General features: G+C 66.6%; 16 protein-coding genes, 1 tRNA gene and 3 pseudogenes. 11 read left to right on the top strand and 9 right to left on the bottom strand.

Features of this window, described 5'->3' with window-relative positions:
* Positions 1-24 precede the first annotated feature (24 nt).
* Positions 25-1,545: an FhaA domain-containing protein gene (locus tag ACQY5A_RS07645; protein WP_428339769.1), complete on the bottom strand. Its 1,521-nt coding sequence runs from the start codon at positions 1,543-1,545 to the stop codon at positions 25-27.
* A gap of 218 nt (positions 1,546-1,763) precedes the next feature.
* On the opposite strand from ACQY5A_RS07645, the gene ACQY5A_RS07640 reads away from it, so the two are divergent.
* From ACQY5A_RS07640 to ACQY5A_RS07625, 4 genes are all read left to right on the top strand, one after another.
* Positions 1,764-1,846 (top strand) — tRNA-Leu (locus ACQY5A_RS07640).
* 440 nt (positions 1,847-2,286) lie between these two features.
* On the top strand, positions 2,287-2,493 hold the full coding sequence (locus ACQY5A_RS07635) for a CopG family transcriptional regulator (RefSeq protein WP_428339768.1): 207 nt from the start codon (positions 2,287-2,289) through the stop codon (positions 2,491-2,493).
* Positions 2,490-2,873 carry a type II toxin-antitoxin system death-on-curing family toxin gene (locus ACQY5A_RS07630; RefSeq protein WP_428339767.1) on the top strand — a complete coding sequence of 128 codons (384 nt, stop codon included), beginning with the start codon at positions 2,490-2,492 and terminating at the stop codon, positions 2,871-2,873. The genes ACQY5A_RS07635 and ACQY5A_RS07630 overlap by 4 nt, the downstream gene beginning before the upstream one ends.
* A gap of 43 nt (positions 2,874-2,916) precedes the next feature.
* Positions 2,917-3,798, top strand: coding sequence for a TIGR03854 family LLM class F420-dependent oxidoreductase (locus tag ACQY5A_RS07625; RefSeq protein ID WP_428339766.1), 882 nt, complete (start codon positions 2,917-2,919; stop codon positions 3,796-3,798).
* On the opposite strand, the gene ACQY5A_RS07620 is transcribed toward ACQY5A_RS07625, so the two are convergent.
* The 3 genes and pseudogenes from ACQY5A_RS07620 to ACQY5A_RS07610 all read right to left on the bottom strand — a co-directional run.
* The gene (locus ACQY5A_RS07620; RefSeq protein ID WP_428339765.1) at positions 3,795-4,127 is read right to left on the bottom strand and encodes a GNAT family N-acetyltransferase; all 333 of its coding nucleotides are present in this window, start codon (positions 4,125-4,127) and stop codon (positions 3,795-3,797) included. The two genes, ACQY5A_RS07625 and ACQY5A_RS07620, sit on opposite strands and share 4 nt — an antisense overlap.
* 5 nt (positions 4,128-4,132) lie before the next feature.
* Positions 4,133-5,515, bottom strand: a complete 1,383-nt coding sequence (locus ACQY5A_RS07615; protein ID WP_428339764.1) for an acyl-CoA dehydrogenase family protein — start codon at positions 5,513-5,515, stop codon at positions 4,133-4,135.
* An 81-nt stretch (positions 5,516-5,596) separates the two neighbouring features.
* Positions 5,597-5,812 (bottom strand): annotated as a pseudogene (locus tag ACQY5A_RS07610) (transcriptional regulator); the annotation flags it as partial.
* On the opposite strand from ACQY5A_RS07610, the pseudogene ACQY5A_RS07605 reads away from it, so the two are divergent.
* Positions 5,724-6,563, top strand: a pseudogene (locus tag ACQY5A_RS07605) (AAA family ATPase); the annotation flags it as partial. The pseudogenes ACQY5A_RS07610 and ACQY5A_RS07605 overlap by 89 nt on opposite strands.
* On the opposite strand, the gene ACQY5A_RS07600 reads toward ACQY5A_RS07605, so the two are convergent.
* Together ACQY5A_RS07600 and ACQY5A_RS07595 are read right to left on the bottom strand one after the other, a co-directional pair.
* Entirely contained in the window at positions 6,564-7,007 is a 444-nt protein-coding gene (locus ACQY5A_RS07600) for a nitroreductase family deazaflavin-dependent oxidoreductase (RefSeq protein WP_428339763.1), read from the bottom strand.
* Between the two features lie 15 nt (positions 7,008-7,022).
* Positions 7,023-7,858: pseudogene (locus ACQY5A_RS07595) on the bottom strand (NAD(P)H-binding protein).
* Between the two features lie 104 nt (positions 7,859-7,962).
* Here ACQY5A_RS07595 and sigI point away from each other — a divergent pair.
* A complete protein-coding gene (gene sigI / locus ACQY5A_RS07590) occupies positions 7,963-8,826 on the top strand; it encodes an RNA polymerase sigma factor SigI (protein WP_428339762.1) in 864 nt (287 codons plus the stop codon).
* On the opposite strand, the gene ACQY5A_RS07585 is transcribed toward sigI, so the two are convergent.
* Positions 8,823-9,944, bottom strand: a complete 1,122-nt coding sequence (locus ACQY5A_RS07585) for a MinD/ParA family ATP-binding protein (RefSeq protein WP_428339761.1) — start codon at positions 9,942-9,944, stop codon at positions 8,823-8,825. The genes sigI and ACQY5A_RS07585 overlap by 4 nt on opposite strands.
* A gap of 697 nt (positions 9,945-10,641) precedes the next feature.
* Here ACQY5A_RS07585 and gltB point away from each other — a divergent pair.
* The 4 genes from gltB (at position 10,642) to ACQY5A_RS07565 (ending at position 17,889) form a co-directional block, all read left to right on the top strand.
* Positions 10,642-15,243, top strand: coding sequence for a glutamate synthase large subunit (gene gltB / locus ACQY5A_RS07580; RefSeq protein WP_428339760.1), 4,602 nt, complete (start codon positions 10,642-10,644; stop codon positions 15,241-15,243).
* The gene (locus tag ACQY5A_RS07575; protein ID WP_428339758.1) at positions 15,236-16,711 is read left to right on the top strand and encodes a glutamate synthase subunit beta; all 1,476 of its coding nucleotides are present in this window, start codon (positions 15,236-15,238) and stop codon (positions 16,709-16,711) included. Before gltB ends, ACQY5A_RS07575 begins: the two co-directional genes overlap by 8 nt.
* A gap of 143 nt (positions 16,712-16,854) precedes the next feature.
* Positions 16,855-16,995, top strand: coding sequence for a hypothetical protein (locus tag ACQY5A_RS07570; protein WP_428339948.1), 141 nt, complete (start codon positions 16,855-16,857; stop codon positions 16,993-16,995).
* A gap of 312 nt (positions 16,996-17,307) precedes the next feature.
* Positions 17,308-17,889: an RDD family protein gene (locus ACQY5A_RS07565; protein WP_428339757.1), complete on the top strand. Its 582-nt coding sequence runs from the start codon at positions 17,308-17,310 to the stop codon at positions 17,887-17,889.
* A gap of 99 nt (positions 17,890-17,988) precedes the next feature.
* Here ACQY5A_RS07565 and ACQY5A_RS07560 read toward each other — a convergent pair whose 3' ends face one another.
* Both ACQY5A_RS07560 and ACQY5A_RS07555 read right to left on the bottom strand, forming a co-directional pair.
* A complete protein-coding gene (locus tag ACQY5A_RS07560) occupies positions 17,989-18,837 on the bottom strand; it encodes an LLM class F420-dependent oxidoreductase (RefSeq protein WP_428339756.1) in 849 nt (282 codons plus the stop codon).
* Positions 18,838-18,984: 147 nt separating this feature from the next.
* The gene (locus tag ACQY5A_RS07555) at positions 18,985-19,554 is read right to left on the bottom strand and encodes a TetR/AcrR family transcriptional regulator (RefSeq protein WP_428339755.1); all 570 of its coding nucleotides are present in this window, start codon (positions 19,552-19,554) and stop codon (positions 18,985-18,987) included.
* Positions 19,555-19,721: 167 nt separating this feature from the next.
* Here ACQY5A_RS07555 and ACQY5A_RS07550 point away from each other — a divergent pair, with 167 nt between their 5' ends.
* A complete protein-coding gene (locus tag ACQY5A_RS07550; protein WP_428339754.1) occupies positions 19,722-20,582 on the top strand; it encodes a bacteriorhodopsin in 861 nt (286 codons plus the stop codon).
* Positions 20,583-20,622 lie beyond the last annotated feature (40 nt).

The following is a 20,622-nucleotide window of genomic DNA, read 5'->3' as shown; positions in this document are numbered from 1 at the left end:
GGGATGGCCGCGCGACCTGAGGGCTCAGTGGATGTGCACGACGATCTCCGAGTGCCCCAGCCGGATCACATCGCCGTCGGCCAACTGCCACTCCTGCACGGGTGCGTTGTTGACGGTGGTGCCGTTCGTGGAATTGAGGTCCGACAACAGCGCGACGTGGCCGTCCCACCGAATCTCCAGGTGGCGACGAGACACACCGGTGTCCGGCAGCCGGAACTGGGCGTCCTGGCCGCGACCGATGACGTTGGGGCCCTCACGCAACTGGTAGGTGCGCCCGCTGCCGTCGTCGAGCTGCAACGTGACCGCCGAACCCGAGGCCGAATAGCCGCCTTGGCCGTAGCCGGACTGGCCGTATCCGCCGGGTTCCGCGGGCTGGCCGTAGTCGTAGTCGGGCTGGGGTTCCCCATACCCACCGGCGCTCGGTGCGGCATGTGACTGGCCGTAGTCGGGCTGGCCGTAGTCCTGCCGACCGTATCCGGGTGCGCCGCCGTAGCCCTGGTCGTAGCCGCCACCCTGCTCGGGGTAGCCGCCACGCTGGTCGGGTGCGCCGTACCCACCGCCGTCTTCCGGGCGACCCGGCCCCCGGCCGTAGCCCGCGTACTCGTCGTAGCCCGGACTGCCACCGGCAGGCGGTTGGCCGTAGCCGCCCTGACGGTAGCCCGCGTCCGGGCCGCCGCCGTAGCCCTGGTCGGGATAGCCGCCCCGCGGCTGCCCGTAGCCGGCCTGGTCGGGGTAGCCGCCGTGTTGCTCCGGGTAACCGCCGCGCGGGTCGGGTGCGCCGTAGCCGGGCTGGTCGGGGTAGCCGCCGCGCTGCTCGGGTGCGCCGTAACCGCCGTGGTCCGGGTAGCCGCCGCGCTGGTCGTAACCGCCGCCCTGGTCGGGGTAGCCGCCGCGCGGGTTGGGTGCGCCGTAGCCGGGCTGGTCGGGGTAACCGCCGCGCTGCTCGGGATAGCCGCCACGTGGGTCCGGCGCGGCATGCGGGTCCTCGTGCGGCTGCGCGTACTGGTCGTCGTAGTAGTCGTCGCCGGGCCGACCCTGACCTGGGCCACCGCCATAGCTCGAATTCTCAGTCATCGCTGGCACTCCTGGTTCTGCGTTGAACGCGTGGTCTGATTGTGGCGGGGAGAGTTCGCCGGCCCTTGGCCGGGGCTCGACATCGGGGTTGACAGCACCGCGGGTGCGGAACTGGCCGGTGTGCAGGTTCGATGACTGCTCGAACCGGACGACCAAGTCACCATATGTTTGCCACCCCTGTTCGCCGATGTATCCCGCCAAATCCTTGGCGAAAGCATCCGAAGTGAGGTCCGGGTCGGCGCCCACTTTCTGGTAGTCGTGCATACCGAGGGTAATGATGTATTCGTTGGGAGCCAAAAAGCGGTTGCCGGCGAACGAGCGGATCCCTTCGGCCGCCTCCCGTCGCAGCATCGCCTTGACCTCTTGCGGGACGATGGAGCCCCCGAACACACGGGCCACAGCGTCACCGACAGAGACCTCGAGTCTGCGCTCGATGCGCTGAACAAGCCCCCGCTGGCTGCTCGTGTCCAAACGTCTGCCTCAGTCCTGGTGTGGGTGCTGCACCGCCGACCCCGTTTCGGCGTGTCGCACTACGCGTGTCGTATCGAGCATGCTATCCGGCCACCGCATTGCAGCGGCACCTCCAGAACTCTGAGAATCCCATTGCGGCAGGTCAAACCGTGGCGCTGGATGGTCCATCCGATTTGGGAGTGCCGACCCCTGCAGTGATAGGCTCCACCGGTTGTTTAGGGCGAGTGGCGGAATGGCAGACGCGCTGGCTTCAGGTGCCAGTGTCCTTCGGGACGTGGGGGTTCAAGTCCCCCTTCGCCCACTTAAATGTGGTCTACCGTCGCGGCGGCATGAAGTCACGAACTCGGTAGAGGGCGTGAGCTTTTTGTTAGCCGAGACCTCGGGGCCGCCGTGGCGCGTTCGGTGCCAGCGGCCCCAATATATTTAGCCGGCAGGAAGATTCCCTCGATACTGGACCAGGCCAGTCGACAGCAGCGCACATGGCGATCGCCGTCTTGGTCGGCCGCGGCCGCGCGCACCCTGGTCGCTAGTGCCGCGGGGCGGCGATATGCCCCGGCGGGGTGGATCGCGACCGCGATCATCTACTTGGTCTGGTTGTGAGCCAGCGTCGCCAGCCTCAGCGGCGTTGCCTTCCGGCTCATCGCCATCATTCACCACTACCGTGCAAGTGATCCGGTCGCTGAACGGCCTGTACAGAAGAAGATCGGCCCAAGGATGGTATCACTCAGGTATCGTCGTGACATGGGGATGACTCTGCGGCCCAGCGAGAAACAGGCGGACGCGCTGCGCCGGCAAGCCGCCGACGAGGGCCGGTCGATGCAGGCCGTCGCACTCTCAGCCATCGACGAATACATCGCCCGCCGCGCACACACCGCGAAGGTTGCTGACGCGTTACAGCGCGTTGTACGCGAAGAGGCCAGGGTTCTGGAGCGCCTCAAGGACGCATGATCGAGTACCTGGATCTCGACGATCTGCTCGAGATCGCCCGCGCGGCAATCGGCGACGACGTCGCGGTCCGGGACTACGGCTTGTTGGCATCAGCTTCGGCCAGGCCGCAAGCGTCCGTCTTCGGTGAGGACGCCTACCCCGACCTGCATCTCAAGGCCGCCGCATTGTTCCACTCGCTCGCCCGCAACCACGCTCTGATAGACGGAAACAAACGACTCGCGTGGACGGCCTGCCGGACTTTCTTGGCCGTCAACAAGCAGCGGGTTACCGCCTCGGAAGACGACCGCTTCACCTTCGTGATCGAGGTCGCAACCGGCGCAATGCCCGAACTCGACGAGATCGCCGACCAGTTGCGCGCGTGGAGCTTCCAGGAACAGTGACGCGTCGGGCACAACCGCCGGCTCCCGTGCGTTGGCATGGGGCATGAAGGTTCGCTTTGGAATCAGCCTCGGTGCCGACACTCCACCCGACGAGCTGGGACCCATCGTCGACCACCTGGAAAGCAGCGGGGTGGATTCACTGTGGTTCTCCGAACTGGTCTATTCACCGGCGGTCGATCCGATGATCGGCATGGCCTATGCCGTAGCGCGGACCAAGCGGCTGAAGGTGGGCACCTCGGTCGCGGTGCTGCCGGGGCGTCACCCGGTTCTGGTGGCCAAGCAGCTGGCGTCGCTGGCCGCGCTCGCGCCCAAGCGGGTGCTGCCGGTGTTCGGCCTGCGCTCGGCCATTCCCGCCGAACGTGAGGTGTTCACCGTGCCCGATGGTGAGCGCGGCGCAGTGTTCGACGAATCGCTGCGCATCCTGCGCGCGGCGCTGGTCAAGGAATCGGCCAGCTATGACGGCACGTACTTCTCTGTGACCGCGGCGGCCGTCGCACCCCGCCCCGATCCCCCGCTGGACATCTGGCTCGGTGGCTCGGCTCCGGCGGCCTTCCGGCGGATCGGCGCGCTGGCCGACGGCTGGCTGGGCAGCTTCCTCACCCCGGACGAGGCGCGAGCCGGACGCGAGGCGATCCAACAGTCAGCGGCGGAAGCGGGCCGGCAGATCGAGCCCGATCACTTCGGCATCTCGCTGGCCGTGGCCGGCGGAGAGCTGCCGCCGGAGCTGGCCGCGGCGGTGCGCCATCGTCGCCCGGACGTCGATCCCGCCGACCTGATTGCCGCCGACTGGGATCAGCTGCACCGTCAACTCGACGCCTACGTGGACGCCGGTCTGACGAAGTTCGTTATCCGGCAGGCGGATTCGGCACCGGTCGAGGCGTTCATCGACCGCTTCGCCGCAGAACTCGCCGGCCGGGAGAACTAGAGCGTCCCGACCCACTGCAGAATGCTGGGCGTCACCGGATCAGCGATGTCGCCGAATTCGGGGTGCTTCTTGATGAACGCGGCCACCATGGGGCAGGTCGCGACGACACGTTTCCCATCGGCCCGCGTGGCCTCGAGCGCCTGCTGAATCAGAATCGTGGCCAGCCCGCGGCCGCCGAACCGCTCGTCGACCTCGGTGTGATAGAAAACCCGCTGTTCGCCGCGGTCAGCGACGGCGGCCAGGCCAACGGTGTCACCCTCGACCGCGATCGTGTAGTTCCCGTCGGCGGCGCAGACGGTGGCCTCGGCGCCGGTTTTGTCTGTGGTCATGGCTCCTATTTTCGCGGCGGCTTGATGACCTGCATGGCCAGGCGCATCAGCGGTTCGGGAACCCGGTCCTTGGCGGCCAGCGCCGCGTCGGCGACCCGGCCCCGTACCTGCGTGCCGCGACCGAACGCCCGGTTCAGCGGACCACCGGACGGCTCGAGGACGACGTGCAGCGGCGGCGCGCCTTCGGTGGCACCGAGAGCGGTGGAGATGACGATCCGCTGGATCTCGCTGGTGCCCTCGAAGATGGTGTACAGCTTGGCATCTCGATACCACTTCTCAACCGGATGGTCGTTGATGTAGCCCCAGCCGCCGAGCGTCTGGATGGCCCGCTCGGTGGCCCGCACCGCGACTTCGCTGGCCGCCATCTTCGACATCGAGCCCTCGCCGCGCTCGAACGCGATCCCCTGGGCGGCCATCCACGACGCCCGCCAGGTCAGCAGCCGCGCCGCGTCGATCTGGGTGGCGATCTCGGCAAGCGGGAAGGCGATGCCCTGGTTATCGATGATCGGCGCACCGAACGCCTCGCGATGGGTGGCGTAGGTGGTCGCGTATTCCAGCGCCGCGCGTGCGATGCCGATCGCCTGCGCGGCGACCATCGGGCGAGTCTGCTCGAAAGTGCCCAGTGTGGCTGAGCCGGAACGCTTTCCGCCGGCCACCACCTCGCGCGCCTTCGCCAGTTTGTGCTCGAGCTTCTCTTCCCCACCCAACAGGTTCTCGGCTGGAATCCGGACGCCGTGGAATTTCAGCTCGGCGGTATGCGAAGCCCGACAACCCAGCTTGTCGAGCTTGCGCACCAGTTCCAGGCCCGGGATGCCACCCGGGACAATGAACAACGCCTGGCCGCGGTGGCCGAGTTCTTCGTCGACGACCGCATTGACGACATGGACGTCGGCGATGCCGCCGTTGCCGATCCACATCTTGTGGCCGTCGAGGATCCAGTCGCTGCCGTCGCGGCGGGCCGTGGTCCGCAAATTGCGGACGTCGCTGCCGCCTTCCGGTTCGGAGATCGCCAGCGCCGCGAGCTTGAGGTCGCCAGGTGTGCCGAAACATTTCGGCGCCCACTCCAGCATCTGCTCGGGAGAGGCGGCTTGCCCGATCGCCGACAGTGCCAGCGCCGGCATGACGATCGCCAAACCGATTCCAGCACAACCCCAGAACAGCTCTTCCATGAACATCGGCAGCGACAGCCCGCTGGGGTCGCCGATGAGATCGCGGTAGAACAGCGGACTGTAGAAGCCGCGCTGGGAGGCCTCTTCGAGGACCGGCCACGGGAACTCTTGCTTCTGGTCGTACTCCAGCGCAACGGGACGGATGACGTCCTCGGCGAACGCGTGGGCACGCTGGGCCAGATCGTGCTGCGCGCCGGTCGGCGTCAGGTCGAAACTCATGGAAGCGTGGTCCTCCGGGGTCAGTTGACCGTTTATTACCCCGTGCCCGCTGATTCAACCCTACTCGTGAGTCAGATCGAGTCAGGCCGCCGACCGAGGCTGGCAGACGGGGAGGTGAAACACCGTGGCGGTGACCGGCGCGGTGTCGTTCTCGCGGCGCGTCAGCAGCGCTGCATTCTCGGCGAGCTGCCGGGAGCTGATCTCCCCTGCGGCGATTCGGCGCAGGGTGGCGTGCGCCTCGGCGAGTTGCTCGCGCTTGCGATACTGGCCGCCGGGCAGTTTCACGCCGGCCCACATGGTCTTGGTCGGCCCGCCCGGTACCGGTAAGACGACGACCGCCGAGGCGCTGGGCAAGATCTATGCCGGGCTGGGCATCGTGCGGCACCCCGAGATCATCGAAGTCAAGCGGGCCGATTTCTGCGGGGAGCACATCGGTGCCTCGGGCCCGAAAACCAATGAGCTGATTGCCCGTTCACTCGGCCGCATCCTCTTCATGGATGAGTTCTACAGCCTGGTGGAGCGTCACCACGACGGGCGACCGGACATGATCGGCATGGAGGCGGTCAACCAGCTGCTGGTGGCGCTCGAGGTGCACCGGTTCGACTTCTGTTTCATCGGCGCGGGATACGAGAAAGAAGTCGACGAATTCCTCACCGTCAACCCGGGTTTGGCGGGCCGATTCAATCGTAAGCTGCGGTTCGCGTCCTACGCGCCCGACGAGCTGGTCGAGATTGCCGTGCGTTACGGCGAACCGCGGGCGACGGTGATCGAGCCCGCGGCGCGCGAGGCGCTGAACATGGCCTGCAAGACGCTGCGGGCCTACCTGGCGCCGGACGGCTTGCACGGCATCGACGTGATGCAGAACGGCCGGTTCGCCCGCAACGTCGTCGAGCGCGCTGAGCGGCTACGCGATTCCCGGGTGGCCGCACAGCATCGCACCGACCGCGGCTCGGTGACCGTCGAGGACCTCGAGACGCTGCGCACCCAGGACATCATCGCCGCGGTCACCGATGCCTGCGCGGAAAAGCATGTGCCGCTGCAGCTTTGATCAGGCGATCGGGTCGAACCGGAAGACCGCGATGCGGCCCGCCAGTGCCTCGAACTCGTCGGGTGTTCCCTCGGTCACCATGCCAGAACTCTTCGCGAAACTGACGCCGACCGGCACCTCGGCCGGGTAGATTCGCAGTATCGGGCGGGCTTGCGCTGCAGTCAGTTCCACGATGTTGACCGTCTCCGACCGTCGGCCCTTACTGAGAGTGCCGGTGCCGGCGGCCCGGGCGTTGGCGGCCCAGTCCGCGCCGGGATACCCCGCGACGACGTAGAGGCCGCCGTCGCATCGGAACGGTGTCATTGGTGTGCTGCGCGGCTTACCCGACTTGCGGCCGGGCACGGTCAGCACCATCGCGGGCCCGGTCGGTATGCCGAGCTTCTGCACCGCCATCATCAGCTTGTTCATCGGTTTGAGGTAGCGCGGCGGACGCGGATCGGACATGTGTTGTCTCCTTGGCTAATTGGTGAAGAACTGACGGTGATCGGCAACCCAGTCCGCGAAGGGTGTCGCCGGTTGCCCGGTGATCTTCTCGACGTCGTGGGTGACCAGTGCCGGATTGTCGACCGCGTCGGCGAGCATCAGCAGATACGCGTCGGCGAAGTCGGCGCCCAGACCGATGCTGATGAAGCGCTGCCGTACGGCCTCGAGCGGGGCTTCGGCGTAACGCAGCCGCCGACTCAGCACGGTGCCGATGACACTGACCAGCTCGGCATTGGTGAGTGCCTGCGGCCCGGTGAGCGGAATCCGCTGACCGACGAACTCATCGGTCAGCAGCGCGCGGGTAGCGACCGCGGCGATGTCGGCCTCGACGATCGGCGCGCTGGAGGCTTCAGGATAGGGCCCACCGACGACGTCGCCCGCCCGGATCTGCGCCGACCACATGCCGGCGAAGTTCGTCGCGAACACCGACGGTCGCAGGCTCACCCACGCCAGGCCGGAGTCGACGCAGAGCTGTTCGACCCCTTGTTGCGGTCGCCGCGAACCCGCGACGGTTGCCGCGCGGCATCGTCGTCGGCGTTGATGGCGGACAACGCCACCAGCTTGGTGACCCCGGTCTGCCGCGCCGCGGCCACCACCGCGGCGAGGTCGTCGCCGAGCGCACGGGAGTTCAGGAACACCGCCGATGCTCCGGGCACTGCGTCGAGGGCTGAACTGAGCGCCTGCACCCCGTCGGGAAACCCGGCGGTCTCCGGTTTCCGGGTGATGGCGCGTACCTGGGCGCCCGCGGCGACGAGCAGCGATACCAGCGGGCTCCCGACGTTGCCGGTCGCGCCGGTCACAACAATGGTCACGGTGGCCTCCTTGTCAGGGTTCTTTTCATCAAGGACGGGCCGCGAGGTGGGAAAGTTACGGCTGCACCGTGTAACTTTTCGCCCACCCAGATCGTCGTGAACACATGACCAACTCCGCTTCAGCACAGCTCGCCGAAGCATGGCGACACCATCGCCCTTATCTGGTTAACCTGGCCTACCAGATGCTCGGCGACGTCGGCGACGCCGAAGACGTTGCGCAGGAAGCCTTTCTGCGGCTCTCGCGAACCGACGTCGGCACCATCGACGATGTCCGCGCCTGGTTGACCGTGGTGGCGGGCCGGCTGTGTCTGGATCATGTGCGCTCTGCGCGCGCCCGCTACGAGCGGCCCGACGACATCAGCTCCGAGGCGGTCACGCTCAACCAGCCCGGCCGGCTCAGTCCGGCCGACCGGGTGACCCTCGACGACGAGGTGCGCACCGCGTTGTTGGAGGTGCTGCGCCGACTGAGTCCCGGCGAGCGGGTCTCGTTCGTTTTGCACGACGTGTTCGGGGTGCCCTTCGACGCGATTGCGGAGACGGTCGGACGCCCGGTCGGCACCTGCCGGCAGCTCGCCCGGCGGGCGCGGACGAAAGTCGCTCTCGCGCAACCGAAGCCGGGTGAGGTCTCGGCCGCGGAGCATCAGCTGGTCACCGAGAAGTTCATCACCGCGTGCGCGAACGGCGATCTGCAGGCGCTGGTCGAGGTGCTGGATCCGACTGTGTGGGGCGTCGGCACGGTGCTCGCTGATCCCGCGCCGCCGCCGCAGATCAACCACGGTCCCCACGACGTCGCGATCAATCTGCTGCGCTACCTGGGCCCGGGAGCGACGGTGGTGAGCGGTCCGGCCGGCCAGCCCGTGCTGTTGGCCTTCGCCGAGCGACGGCTGTTCGCCGTCATCGTGCTCACCATCGGCGAGCACCTGGTGACCAAGATCGAAGCCACCGCCGACCCGTCGGCACGTATCTAGCGGTTCTCCCGCGGAGTGTCCGGCCGGGCGGCGAAGAACCCGGCGACGCTGGCGGCGATCTCCAGGAACGTGCGGCGAGTCCGGCGGGCCAACTCGCTCCGCACGTCGATGACCCCGCCGGGCCGCAGATGCGGATCGAAGGGCACCTCGACCACCGTCTGACCGCGCTCGACGAACTGTTGTGCCAGCGCAGATCGGTGGCGTTTGTCCGAGTGACCGTCCGAGTCGTTGAGCACCACCACGGTGCGCTGCAGTAGACCGGTGCGGCCGTGCGCCGCGAGCCATTCCATCGTCTGCGCCGCAGCACCGGCACCATCCGCCCACGGCGAGGACACCACGATCAACGCGTCGAGGTCGCTCAGCGCCTCCTGGGTCACGGGTGCATCCATCGTCGAACCGCAATCGATGATCGCGATCGTGAAATGGCGGTCGAGCCGCGAGGTGGTCTCGCGGTACAGCGCCGGGTCGAGCACCCGCCGGGCGCCGGCGGTCGGTTCGCCGGCGAGCACGTAGAGGCCCGCCGAGTTGCTGCCGACGCGGGTGCTGACGTCGGCAAAGGACCGGAGGTTCTGGTCGGAGGCGATCTCCCAGTAGGAGCCGTTGGTGCGCGGGTCAATCCGGCTGCCGAGCCGGCCGAAGGCGGTGTCGGCGTCGATCGCGACGACGCGGTCCTGCCGGCGCAGCTCGGCGAAGATCGACCCGACGCTGGCGGCGACGGTCGTCTTGCCGACGCCGCCTTTGCCCAGCACGCCGACCTTGTAATTGCCCCGAAGCGTCGCCCCGATGGTGGCCTCGCAGGCGGCGTCCTGCTTCTCCCCGGCCGACGGCCCGAGGTTGAGCAGCCCGAATGTCGCCTTGAATACGGCTCGCCGCCAGCCGTAACCGGGTCCGGGTGGACGGAGCTGATCGTTGCGTGGGGTGAAGTCGATGTTGCTCCACGGAGTGCGCTCCGGGGGCGGCGGAGCTGCCGGGCGTTCCGACGGCGGTGGGGGAGCAGGCCGCGGGGGCCGGGGATCGCCGGTGTGCGGGCGGGGCGGCGGAGGTAGAGGTGGTCCGGCCGGGCCGCTTGGTGGAACAGATCGCTGCCGGTCCCGCAGGAAGTCGTCGGACTCGGTCATCAGCTCCTCGGAATCGGTATGTGGGATCCGCCCAAGCTCATGGAAGCATCGTAGAGGCGCCGGGACCGGGACCGGTGATTGCGCTGGTCACTGACGTCCGGGGCCGGCGGGGCCGAAAAAGATTCGGCAACTTTGCACCGCGGCGACCCGACCGGATGCCGCACCGGCGATTCGGCGCGACCCCGACCTTCGCAGCGTCCCGTTCAGCCCTTGCTGCCACGCCTTTTGGTGAGCTGAGTCACTCGCCGACCGTCGGCGCTGTGAGCCAGGCAGGTTTCACTGCTCGGCGCCGTCGGCAATCACAGCAAACTGCCTGTCCGCATTGCGCGAAAAGCGGCCTTCGGTCCCGCTCGGCGCAGCGGACTCTGCCGCACCCAATTGCCCTGCGGCACAGCCCGACCGGGTGCGGCTGGAAGTGGATGGCGCCACAGCCGCGCGGCGCCGGCCGCCGTCGGGTTATCATGGGCCAAGTTGGCATGTCAGGCGGGTTTTGTCATATCGTTTTACGACTTGTCGAGAACCGGTTACCGGGCCGCCGTTCAGCGCCGTACGGATACTCCCCAGCCGGGATCGTCGTTATCCGGCGAGCAGCACATCGACAGGACCGAGGGGGCTCAGCCCGCAGCCATCAGGGCGCGGCCTCCAACGGACAGCTTGTGAATGCTGCGACAGAATTCTGGTGAAGGAGCAGGTGCGAATGGCGCCCAACCGCCCGGGCTCTCAGGGGCTCTACAACCCCGCATACGAGCACGACTCGTGCGGGGTGGCCATGGTCGTCGACATGCACGGTCGCCGCTCCCGCGACATCGTCGATAAGGCGATCACCGCGCTGGTCAACCTCGAGCACCGCGGCGCCCAGGGCGCCGAACCACACAGCGGTGACGGCGCCGGCATCCTGATCCAGGTCCCCGACGACTTCTTCCGTCAGGTGGTCGACTTCGACCTGCCCGAGGCGGGTAGTTACGCCACCGGCATCGCGTTCCTGCCGCAGTCGTCGAAAGACGCCGTTGCCGCGGCTGCTTCGGTCGAGAAGATCGTCGAGGCCGAAGGCCTGCAGGTGCTGGGCTGGCGCAACGTTCCCACCGACGACTCCTCGCTGGGCGCGCTGGCCCGCGACGCGATGCCCACCTTTCGGCAGATCTTCATCGCCGGCGCCGAGGGCATGCAGCTGGAGCGCCGCGCCTACGTCATCCGCAAGCGGGCCGAGCACGAGCTGGGCACCAAAGGTCCCGGGCAGGATGGCCCCGGACGCGAAACCGTCTACTTCCCAAGCCTTTCCGGTCAGACCTTTGTGTACAAGGGCATGCTGACGACGCCGCAGCTGAAGGCGTTCTACCTCGATCTGCAAGACCAGCGGCTGAGCAGCGCCCTGGGCATCGTGCACTCGCGGTTCTCCACCAACACCTTCCCGTCGTGGCCGCTGGCGCACCCATTCCGGCGCATCGCGCACAACGGCGAGATCAACACCGTCACCGGCAACGAGAACTGGATGCGCGCCCGCGAAGCGCTGATCGAGACCGACGTGTTCAGTGACCACGGGGACGCTGAAAATCCGGTCAAACTGTTCCCGATCTGCACGCCGGGCGCCTCGGACACCGCGCGCTTCGACGAAGCGCTCGAGCTGCTGCATCTGGGCGGTCGCAGCCTGCCGCATGCGGTGCTGATGATGATCCCGGAAGCCTGGGAGCGGCATCCGTCGATGGACCCCGCGCGCCGGGCGTTCTACGAGTACCACGCGTCGCTGATGGAGCCATGGGACGGACCGGCGTCGATGACGTTCACCGACGGGACGGTCGTCGGCGCGGTGCTGGACCGTAACGGCCTGCGCCCGTCGCGCATCTGGGTGACTGAAGACGGCCTGGTCGTGATGGCCTCCGAGGCCGGCGTGCTGGACCTGGACCCGTCGAAGGTGGTGCGCCGGATGCGGTTGCAGCCCGGCCGGATGTTCCTGGTCAACATGACCGAGGGCCGCATCGTCTCCGACGAGGAGATCAAGGCCGAGCTGGCCGCCGCGCAGCCCTATCAGGAGTGGCTCGACAAGGGTCTGATCCCGCTGGCCGAGCTGCCGCAAGGCAACTACGAGCGGATGCTGGAGCACCGGGTTGTGTTGCGGCAGTTGGTGTTCGGCTACACCTACGAAGAACTCAACATGCTGGTCGCGCCGATGGCGCGGACCGGCGCCGAGCCGATCGGCTCGATGGGAACCGACACGCCGGTCGCTGTGCTCTCGCAGCGCCCGCGGATGCTCTACGACTACTTCCAGCAGTTGTTCGCCCAGGTGACCAACCCGCCGCTGGACGCCATCCGCGAAGAGGTGGTGACCAGCGTGCAGGGCACCGTCGGGCCGGAGGGCGATCTGCTCAACCCGAACGAGGATTCGTGCCGCCAGATCATCCTTCCGCAGCCGATACTGCGTAACCATGAACTGGCCAAGCTGATCAACCTCGACCCCGATGTGGAAGTCAACGGTCGTCGGCATGGCTTGCGGTCCAAGGTGATCAGCTGTCTGTACCCGGTCGCCGAGAATGGCGCCGGGCTCAAGGCCGCGCTCGACGCCGTGCGGGAGCAGACCTCCGCGGCGATCGCCGACGGGGCGCGGATCATCATCCTGTCCGACCGGGAGTCCGACGAGAAGCTGGCGCCGATCCCGTCGCTGCTGGCCGTCTCGGCAGTGCACCACCACCTGGTCCGGGAACGCAGCCGCACCAAGGTCGGCCTGGTCGTGGAGACCGGCGACGCCCGCGAGGTGCACCACATGGCCGCGCTGATCGGCTTCGGTGCTGCGGCGATCAACCCGTACATGGCCTTCGAGTCGATCGAGGTCATGCTCGACCGCGGCGACTTGAAAGATCTCGACCGCGAAGCAGCGCTGAACAACTACATCAAAGCCGCCAGCAAGGGCGTGCTCAAAGTGATGTCCAAAATGGGCATCTCGACGCTGGCCTCCTACACCGGCGCGCAACTGTTCCAAGCCGTCGGGGTCGACGAGGACGTGCTCGGCGAGTACTTCACCGGGCTGGCCTGTCCCACCGGCGGAGTCAACCTGGCCGACATCGCCGCCGACGTCGCGACCCGGCACTCGCTGGCGTTCCTGGACCGGCCCGACGAGCGCGCGCACCGAGAACTCGAAGTGGGCGGGGACTACCAGTGGCGCCGCGAAGGCGAATACCACCTGTTCAACCCGGACACTGTGTTCAAGCTGCAGCACTCCACCCGCACCGGCCAGTACAAGATCTTCAAGGAATACAGCGCGCTGGTCGACGATCAGAGCGAGCGGATGGCCTCGCTGCGTGGCCTGCTGAAATTCCGCGACGGGCTGCGGCCGCCGGTACCGATCGACGAGGTCGAGGCGGCCAGCGAGATCGTCAAGCGCTTCTCGACCGGCGCGATGAGCTACGGCTCGATCTCCGCCGAGGCCCACGAGACGCTGGCCATCGCGATGAACCGGCTCGGCGGCCGGTCGAACTCCGGCGAGGGCGGCGAGAGCGTCACCCGCTTCGACCCCGAGACCAACGGCGACTGGCGCCGCAGCGCGATCAAGCAGGTCGCTTCGGCGCGCTTCGGTGTCACCTCGCACTACCTGAGCAACTGCTCCGACATCCAGATCAAGATGGCCCAGGGCGCCAAACCCGGTGAGGGTGGCCAGCTTCCGGCCAGCAAGGTCTATCCGTGGATCGCCGAGGTGCGGCACTCCACTCCCGGTGTGGGCCTGATCTCGCCGCCGCCGCACCATGACATCTACTCGATCGAGGATCTGGCCCAGCTGATCCACGACCTCAAGAACGCCAACCCGTCCGCCCGGATCCACGTGAAGCTGGTCTCGGAGAACGGCGTCGGCACCGTTGCCGCCGGTGTGTCCAAGGCGCACGCGGATGTGGTGTTGATCTCCGGCCACGACGGCGGCACCGGCGCCACCCCGCTGACGTCGATGAAGCACGCCGGCGCGCCGTGGGAGCTCGGTCTGGCCGAGACTCAGCAGACGTTGCTGCTCAACGGGTTACGCGACCGGATCGTCGTCCAGGTCGACGGTCAGCTCAAGACCGGGCGCGACGTGATGATCGCCGCACTGCTCGGTGCCGAGGAATTCGGTTTCGCCACAGCACCTTTGGTGGTGTCGGGCTGCGTGATGATGCGGGTGTGCCACTTGGACACCTGCCCGGTCGGGGTAGCCACACAGAACCCGGTGCTGCGCGAGCGGTTCGCCGGCAAGCCCGAATTCGTGGAGAACTTCTTCCTGTTCATCGCCGAAGAGGTCCGCGAATACATGGCGCAGTTGGGATTCCGCACCGTCAACGAGGCGGTCGGCCAGGTCGGCGCACTGGACACCACGCTGGCGCGGGCGCACTGGAAGGCGCACAAGCTGGACCTGTCGCCGGTGCTGCACGAGCCGGAGTCGGCCTTCATGAACCAGGACCTCTACAACAGCTCCAAGCAGGACCACGGCCTGGACAAGGCGCTGGACCAGCAGTTGATCGTGATGAGCCGTGAGGCGCTGGACTCCAAGAAGCCGGTGAGATTCTCCACCACCATCGCCAACGTCAACCGCACCGTCGGCACCATGCTCGGTCATGAGGTGACGAAAGCCTACGGTGGCCAAGGCCTTCCGGACGGCACCATCGACATCACCTTCAACGGCTCGGCCGGCAACAGCTTCGGCGCGTTCCTGCCCCACGGCATCACGCTGCGGGTCTATGGCGACGCCAACGACTACGTCGGCAAGGGCCTGTCCGGTGGACGGGTCGTGGTGCGGCCTCCGGACGACGCGCCGCCGGACTATGTCGCCGAAGACAACATCATCGGCGGCAACGTCATCCTGTTCGGCGCCACCAGCGGCCAGGCGTTCCTGCGCGGGGCGGTCGGCGAGCGATTTGCCGTGCGCAACTCCGGTGCACATGCGGTGGTCGAAGGCGTCGGTGATCACGGCTGCGAATACATGACCGGCGGCAAGGTGGCGATCCTGGGCAGCACCGGCCGCAACTTCGCGGCAGGCATGTCCGGCGGAATTGCCTACGTCTACGACCCAGAGGATGCGTTGGAAGCCAACCTCAACTCCGAGATGGTCGGCCTCGAGGCTCTCGATGAGGACGACCTCGAGTGGCTGCACACAATGCTGCAGGCACACATCGATGCCACCGACTCCGCTGTCGCTCAACGCATCCTGGTCGACTGGGACGCCCAGCAGCGGTGCTTCGCTAAGGTGATGCCGCGCGACTACAAGCGGGTGCTGGAGGCGATCGCCGAGGCCGAGCGCAACGGAACTGATCCCGACGAGGCGATCATGGCGGCCGCCAGTGCCTGATCCCAAGGGTTTCCTCAAGTACACCCACCGCGAGACGCCCAAGCGCCGGGCGGTGGATCTGCGCCTCAAAGACTGGAACGAGGTCTACGAAGACTTTCCGCACCCGAACCTGCAGCACCAGGCGAGCCGTTGCATGGACTGCGGAATTCCGTTCTGCCACAACGGTTGTCCGCTGGGCAACCTGATTCCGGAGTGGAACGACCTGGTTCGCACCGACCGGTGGCGGGAAGCCGTCGAGCGACTGCACGCGACCAACAACTTCCCCGAGTTCACCGGCCGGCTCTGCCCGGCGCCGTGCGAATCGTCCTGCGTGCTGGGCATCAACCAGGATGCGGTGACGATCAAGCAGATCGAAGTCGAGATCATCGACAACGCCTTCGAAGAAGGCTGGGTGGTCCCGCTGCCGCCGGACGAGCACACCGGCAAGAAGGTGGCCGTGGTGGGCTCCGGGCCGGCAGGTCTGGCCGCCGCGCAGCAGCTGACCCGGGCCGGTCATGCGGTGACGGTGTTCGAGCGCTCCGACCGCATCGGCGGCCTGCTGCGCTACGGCATCCCCGAGTTCAAGATGGAAAAGCGGCACCTGGACCGTCGGCTCGACCAGATGCGGGCCGAGGGAACCGAATTCCGTGCCGGCGTCAACATCGGCGTCGACATCACCGCCGAAGAGTTGCGCTCCGATTTCGACGCGGTGGTGCTGGCCGGCGGAGCAACCGCCTCGCGTGACCTGCCGATCCCCGGCCGCGAGCTGGACGGCATCCACCAGGCAATGGAGTACCTGCCCTGGGGCAACAAGTACGCGGCGGGGGACTTGGACAACTCGGTGCTCGACGCCGACGGGCAGCCGCCGATCACCGCGAAGGGCAAGAAGGTGGTCATCATCGGCGGCGGTGACACCGGCGCCGACTGCTTGGGCACCGCACACCGTCAGGGCGCGACGAGCATCCACCAGTTCGAGATCATGCCGCGGCCGCCGGAGACCCGTGCGTCGTCCACGCCGTGGCCGACCTACGCGATGATGTTCCGGGTGTCCTCGGCGCACGAAGAAGGTGGCGAGCGGGTCTTCTCGGTCAACACCGAGGAATTCGTCGGCCGCGACGGACACGTCTCTGCGCTGAAGGTGCACGAGGTGACGATGCAGGACGGCAACTTCGTCAAGACCGAGGGCACCGACTTCGATCTGGAGGCTGACTTGGTGTTGCTGGCGATGGGTTTCGTCGGTCCGGAGCAGGAGGGCCTGCTGGCCGACCTCGGCGCCGACCTCACCGATCGCGGCAACGTGTCGCGCAGCACCAACTTCGAGACGTCGGTGCCGGGCGTGTTCGTCGCCGGGGATGCGGGTCGGGGCCAGTCTCTGATCGTCTGGGCGATCGCTGAGGGCCGCGCTGCGGCCGCCGGAGTGGACCGGTTCCTGATGGGCGAGACTGCCCTTCCGGCCCCGATCCTGCCGACCGCCGCCCCGCAACGCTAGTCACATTCGTCACAGCAGAAACATTTGATAAATACTGCGGCGCGTCTTACACTGTTTGCCAGCAAAAGGCTGTCTAATAGTTCGATACGGGCGCCGCGGGGTGTGACGTCCGGTTGAGCTGATCGACCGCAGGAGTAAGCGCTGTGTCTATGAACCCGATGACCCGCACCCGGGTCGGACGTATGGCCTGGTCATGGTTCCGCCACCCAGTCAAGAGCCGCGAATTCCCGGCCAGGCTCGAGCGCCTGGTAACCGCCGACGACATGGTTCGCTTCGGCGTCTGACCGCCCTCCGGGCCGCCCGGAGATAACAACGAGCGTTTGCTCGCCGTGGCCGGCCCGTGACTTTCCTGAGATGCGGTAGACGTTCGCATCCTTGTTGTCTGCTTACCAGGTCGGCTCCGGCACCACGCCGTGGAGTCGACCGCCTCAACCCGGCCAAGCGGCGTCCGCGGCGCCTCGACCTGCATCGACGTTGGGTCGGGCGCAATAAACGTCCAACCGTATTCCAACTGGACGTTGTTAGCGTGCGCCGTTGACTGGCAGCCGACTCAGGTTTGCTCGGCACCACGGCCGAGACCTCATAGGAAGGTGTCCATGACCATCACGCCGCCTCAGGGCAACTACCCGCCGCCTCAGGGCGATTACCCGCCCCAGTATGGATACTCGACGCCGCAGGGTGCCGGCCCGGGCGCGCCGCTTCCCTCCGACGCCTACACACCGTGGCTCACGCGGGTGATCGCGGCCCTGATCGACTACGCGCCCTACGCCGCCATCCTGGGTATCGGATTCGGAATCGAGGCGGCCACGCAGGAAACCGTCTGTCTCACAGACACTTCCGGCATGAACCTCGGCGACGTGTGTGCGACCGGAAACTCCACGCTGGGCGTGGCCGCGGTCCTCGTCTCCGCTTTGGCCGGGATCGTGTACGTGATCTGGAATCTGGGCCACAAGCAGGGCACCACGGGCTCCAGCATCGGCAAATCGATCATGAAGTTCAAAGTGGTCAGCGAGCAGACCGGCCAGCCGATCGGATTCGGCATGTCGATCCTGCGCCAGCTCGCCCACGTGGTGGACGGGATCATCTGCTACGTCGGTTACCTGTTCCCGTTGTGGGATGCCAAACGGCAGACGCTCGCCGACAAGATCTTGTCAACAGTGTGCCTGCCGATCGCCTGAGACGCCCTCGACGCATGGGTCCATCAGGTGTGCCCGAGGTGAGCTGGGCCGTTGACGGACCCGACTCGCTCGTCGAAGCACTGCGGGCACGGAAGGGACTCAGGTGATCAGCCCGGAATCCCGGATCGCCTCGGCCAACGGTTCCAGGACGGCCGGGTCGTGCGGCGGTGGGATGTACACGATGCCCAGATCGAGGCCCTCGGCGGCCAGCCCGGCGGCGTCTTCGATGACCTTCGCGTAGTCGAGGTCAGCCTCCAGCCGTAGGTGCGCCGACGTCATGATCTCCTTCGGGTCGCGCCCGATGTCGGCGCAGTGCGACGCCAGCACCTCGCGCTTGTGCCGGAAGAGATCCGGTGGTCCGCCGACGAAGTTCCAATGCTGGGCGTATTTGGCGGTGATCCGCAGCGTGCGCTTTTCGCCGCTGCCGCCGATGCAGATCGGCGGATGCGGACGTTGCGGGCCTTTCGGCTCGTTGCGGGCGTCGTTGAACTGATAGAACTTCCCGTCGAAGTCGGTGGTCTCCTTGCTGAGCAGGCTGGTCAACACTTCGCAGGCCTCTTCGAACCGGTCGAAGCGCTCCTTGATGCTGCCCAGCTCGATGCCGTACGCGCTGGACTCTTCCTCGTTCCAGCCGGCGCCGATGCCCAGTTCCAGTCGGCCGTCGGAGATGACGTCAAGGGCCGCAGCCATATTGGCCAGCACTGCAGGATGGCGGTAGTGGATGCCGGTGACCAGGGTGCCCAGCCGCAGTCGGGTGGTCGCCTGGGCCAGCGCGGTGAGCGTGGTCCAGCCCTCCAGACATGGCCCGGAGCTGTCGCTGAAGATCGGATAGAAGTGGTCGAAAGTCCAGCCGGACTCGAAGACGTCGATATCGTCGGCGGCCTGCCAGACAGCCAGCATCTGTGCCCAGGTGGTGTTTTGGGGTGAGGTTTTGAACGCAAATCGCATGAGCCCGACGGTAGTCCAGCCATTCGAGTCGTGCCGTGATGCGTTGCGTTACGACGTCAGGATCACGCTGCGGGCGCCAGATGCTGCTCGCCGAGATCGAGGACATGCCGATGGTCGTGGCCGTTGATGCCGGCATGCTGCGATACCTCAGCCCACGCTCTTCAAGACGACGTCGACTGCGGCCTCGATGACGTCGTCGTCGGGGAGTGTGCCGAACATCAGCGACGGGCAGGCGACGACGCCGGTGAGCATCGAGATCACCGCTTCCAGTTGTGGGCCCTCAAAGGACTGTTCGAGGATGTCGCGGATCGGTCGCTGACCGTCGGTATTGACTTTGCTTCTGATCTGTTTCATCGTCTCGACCGTCGCCCATTGGGCCATCGCGGCGAGCACTCGGTCGAGCCGCAGGTCGAGCACCGCCTGTCGGAACGTCGTGAGCTGCCCGACCAGATCGGTGCGCAGGTCGCCGGTGAGCTCGTGTTGCCGGACATCTCCAAGGGCCTCCAGCGCCAGGGTGGCGAGGTCTAACCGCGACGGCCAGTGTCTGTAGAGGGTGGTTTTGGAGTAACCGGCCCGTTCGGCGATGCGAGCGTGGCTGAGCGCCTCGGCGCCCTCGTGAATCATCACAGCCAGGGCCGTGCGGGCAACGTCGGCCCGGGTTCGGACGACCCGCGCATCCTCGCCCGCCTCGATCGCCTGGTGCCCACGAGGTGCCATCTGGCGGTCCTCTCTGTAGTGAACGGCGCGACGCTCTGTCACAGATCTTGCCGGATGTAGCTGCTGAACAGGAAGATCACCAAAAGTAACAGGTTGGCCTCTAGTGAACTACCAGTTCATTACTGTACTATTTGACCGTCGGTCCCTACATCGCTCAAAGGTGAGAAATGATTCCCGAACACCTGACTCCGTCTCAATTCAGTACGGTCTACAACGTTTTGTCTTTTTCGATCGCGGCGCAGTTGTTCACCGCGATCTTCTTGTTGGCAATCCAGGCGCGGGTGTTGGCCCGCTATCGGCAGGCGCTGGTGATAGGCGCGATGGTGTGCGGCATCGCCGCATACCATTACTTCCGTATCTTCGATTCGTTTAGGGCAGCGTTCGTCACGGCCGCTCAGGGTGGACGCGGGACCTACGTCCAGGCCGCCGGCGAGTCATTCAACGAGGGTTACCGCTACGTCGACTGGCTGCTCACAGTGCCGTTGCTGCTGACCGAGCTCGTCGTGGTGCTGGCGCTGGCCCGGAAACTGCAGACCTCGCTGCTCTACCGACTGATTCCCGCCTCGTTTCTAATGATCGCCCTCGGCTACCCCGGTGAGATCAGCGGTGACAACGGCCTGCGCAACATCTTCGGGTTGCTGTCCACCATTCCTTTCCTCTACATCCTATACGTGTTGTTCGTCGAGCTGACGCGCTCGCTGGACCGTCAGCCCGAGGCGGTGCGAAACACCGTCGGCAGAATCCGGTTCTTGCTACTGGCCACCTGGGGCGTCTACCCGCTGGTCTACATCATCCCGCTCTACGCGTCCCATTGGGGAGCGGCCGCGTGGGTTGCCAAGCAGGGTGGCTACTCGGTCGCCGACATCTTATCCAAGTGCCTGTACGGCCTGTTGATCTACAAGATCGCCCGCCTGAAATCTGACGCCGATGACCCCGACTTTGCCCACCTGGAGGGTTATCACGGCGACGGGCAAGCCGTCTCTCAGACGACGAGGAGCACGTCGGCCACACCCGCGGCGACGGCCTAGGGCCACTCGAGACCTTGTGGTCTGCGTGAAACGATTCGCC

Source organism: Mycobacterium sp., from assembly GCF_965277065.1.
GTDB lineage: Bacteria > Actinomycetota > Actinomycetes > Mycobacteriales > Mycobacteriaceae > Mycobacterium.
This window is presented reverse-complemented; position numbering and strand designations above follow the sequence as displayed.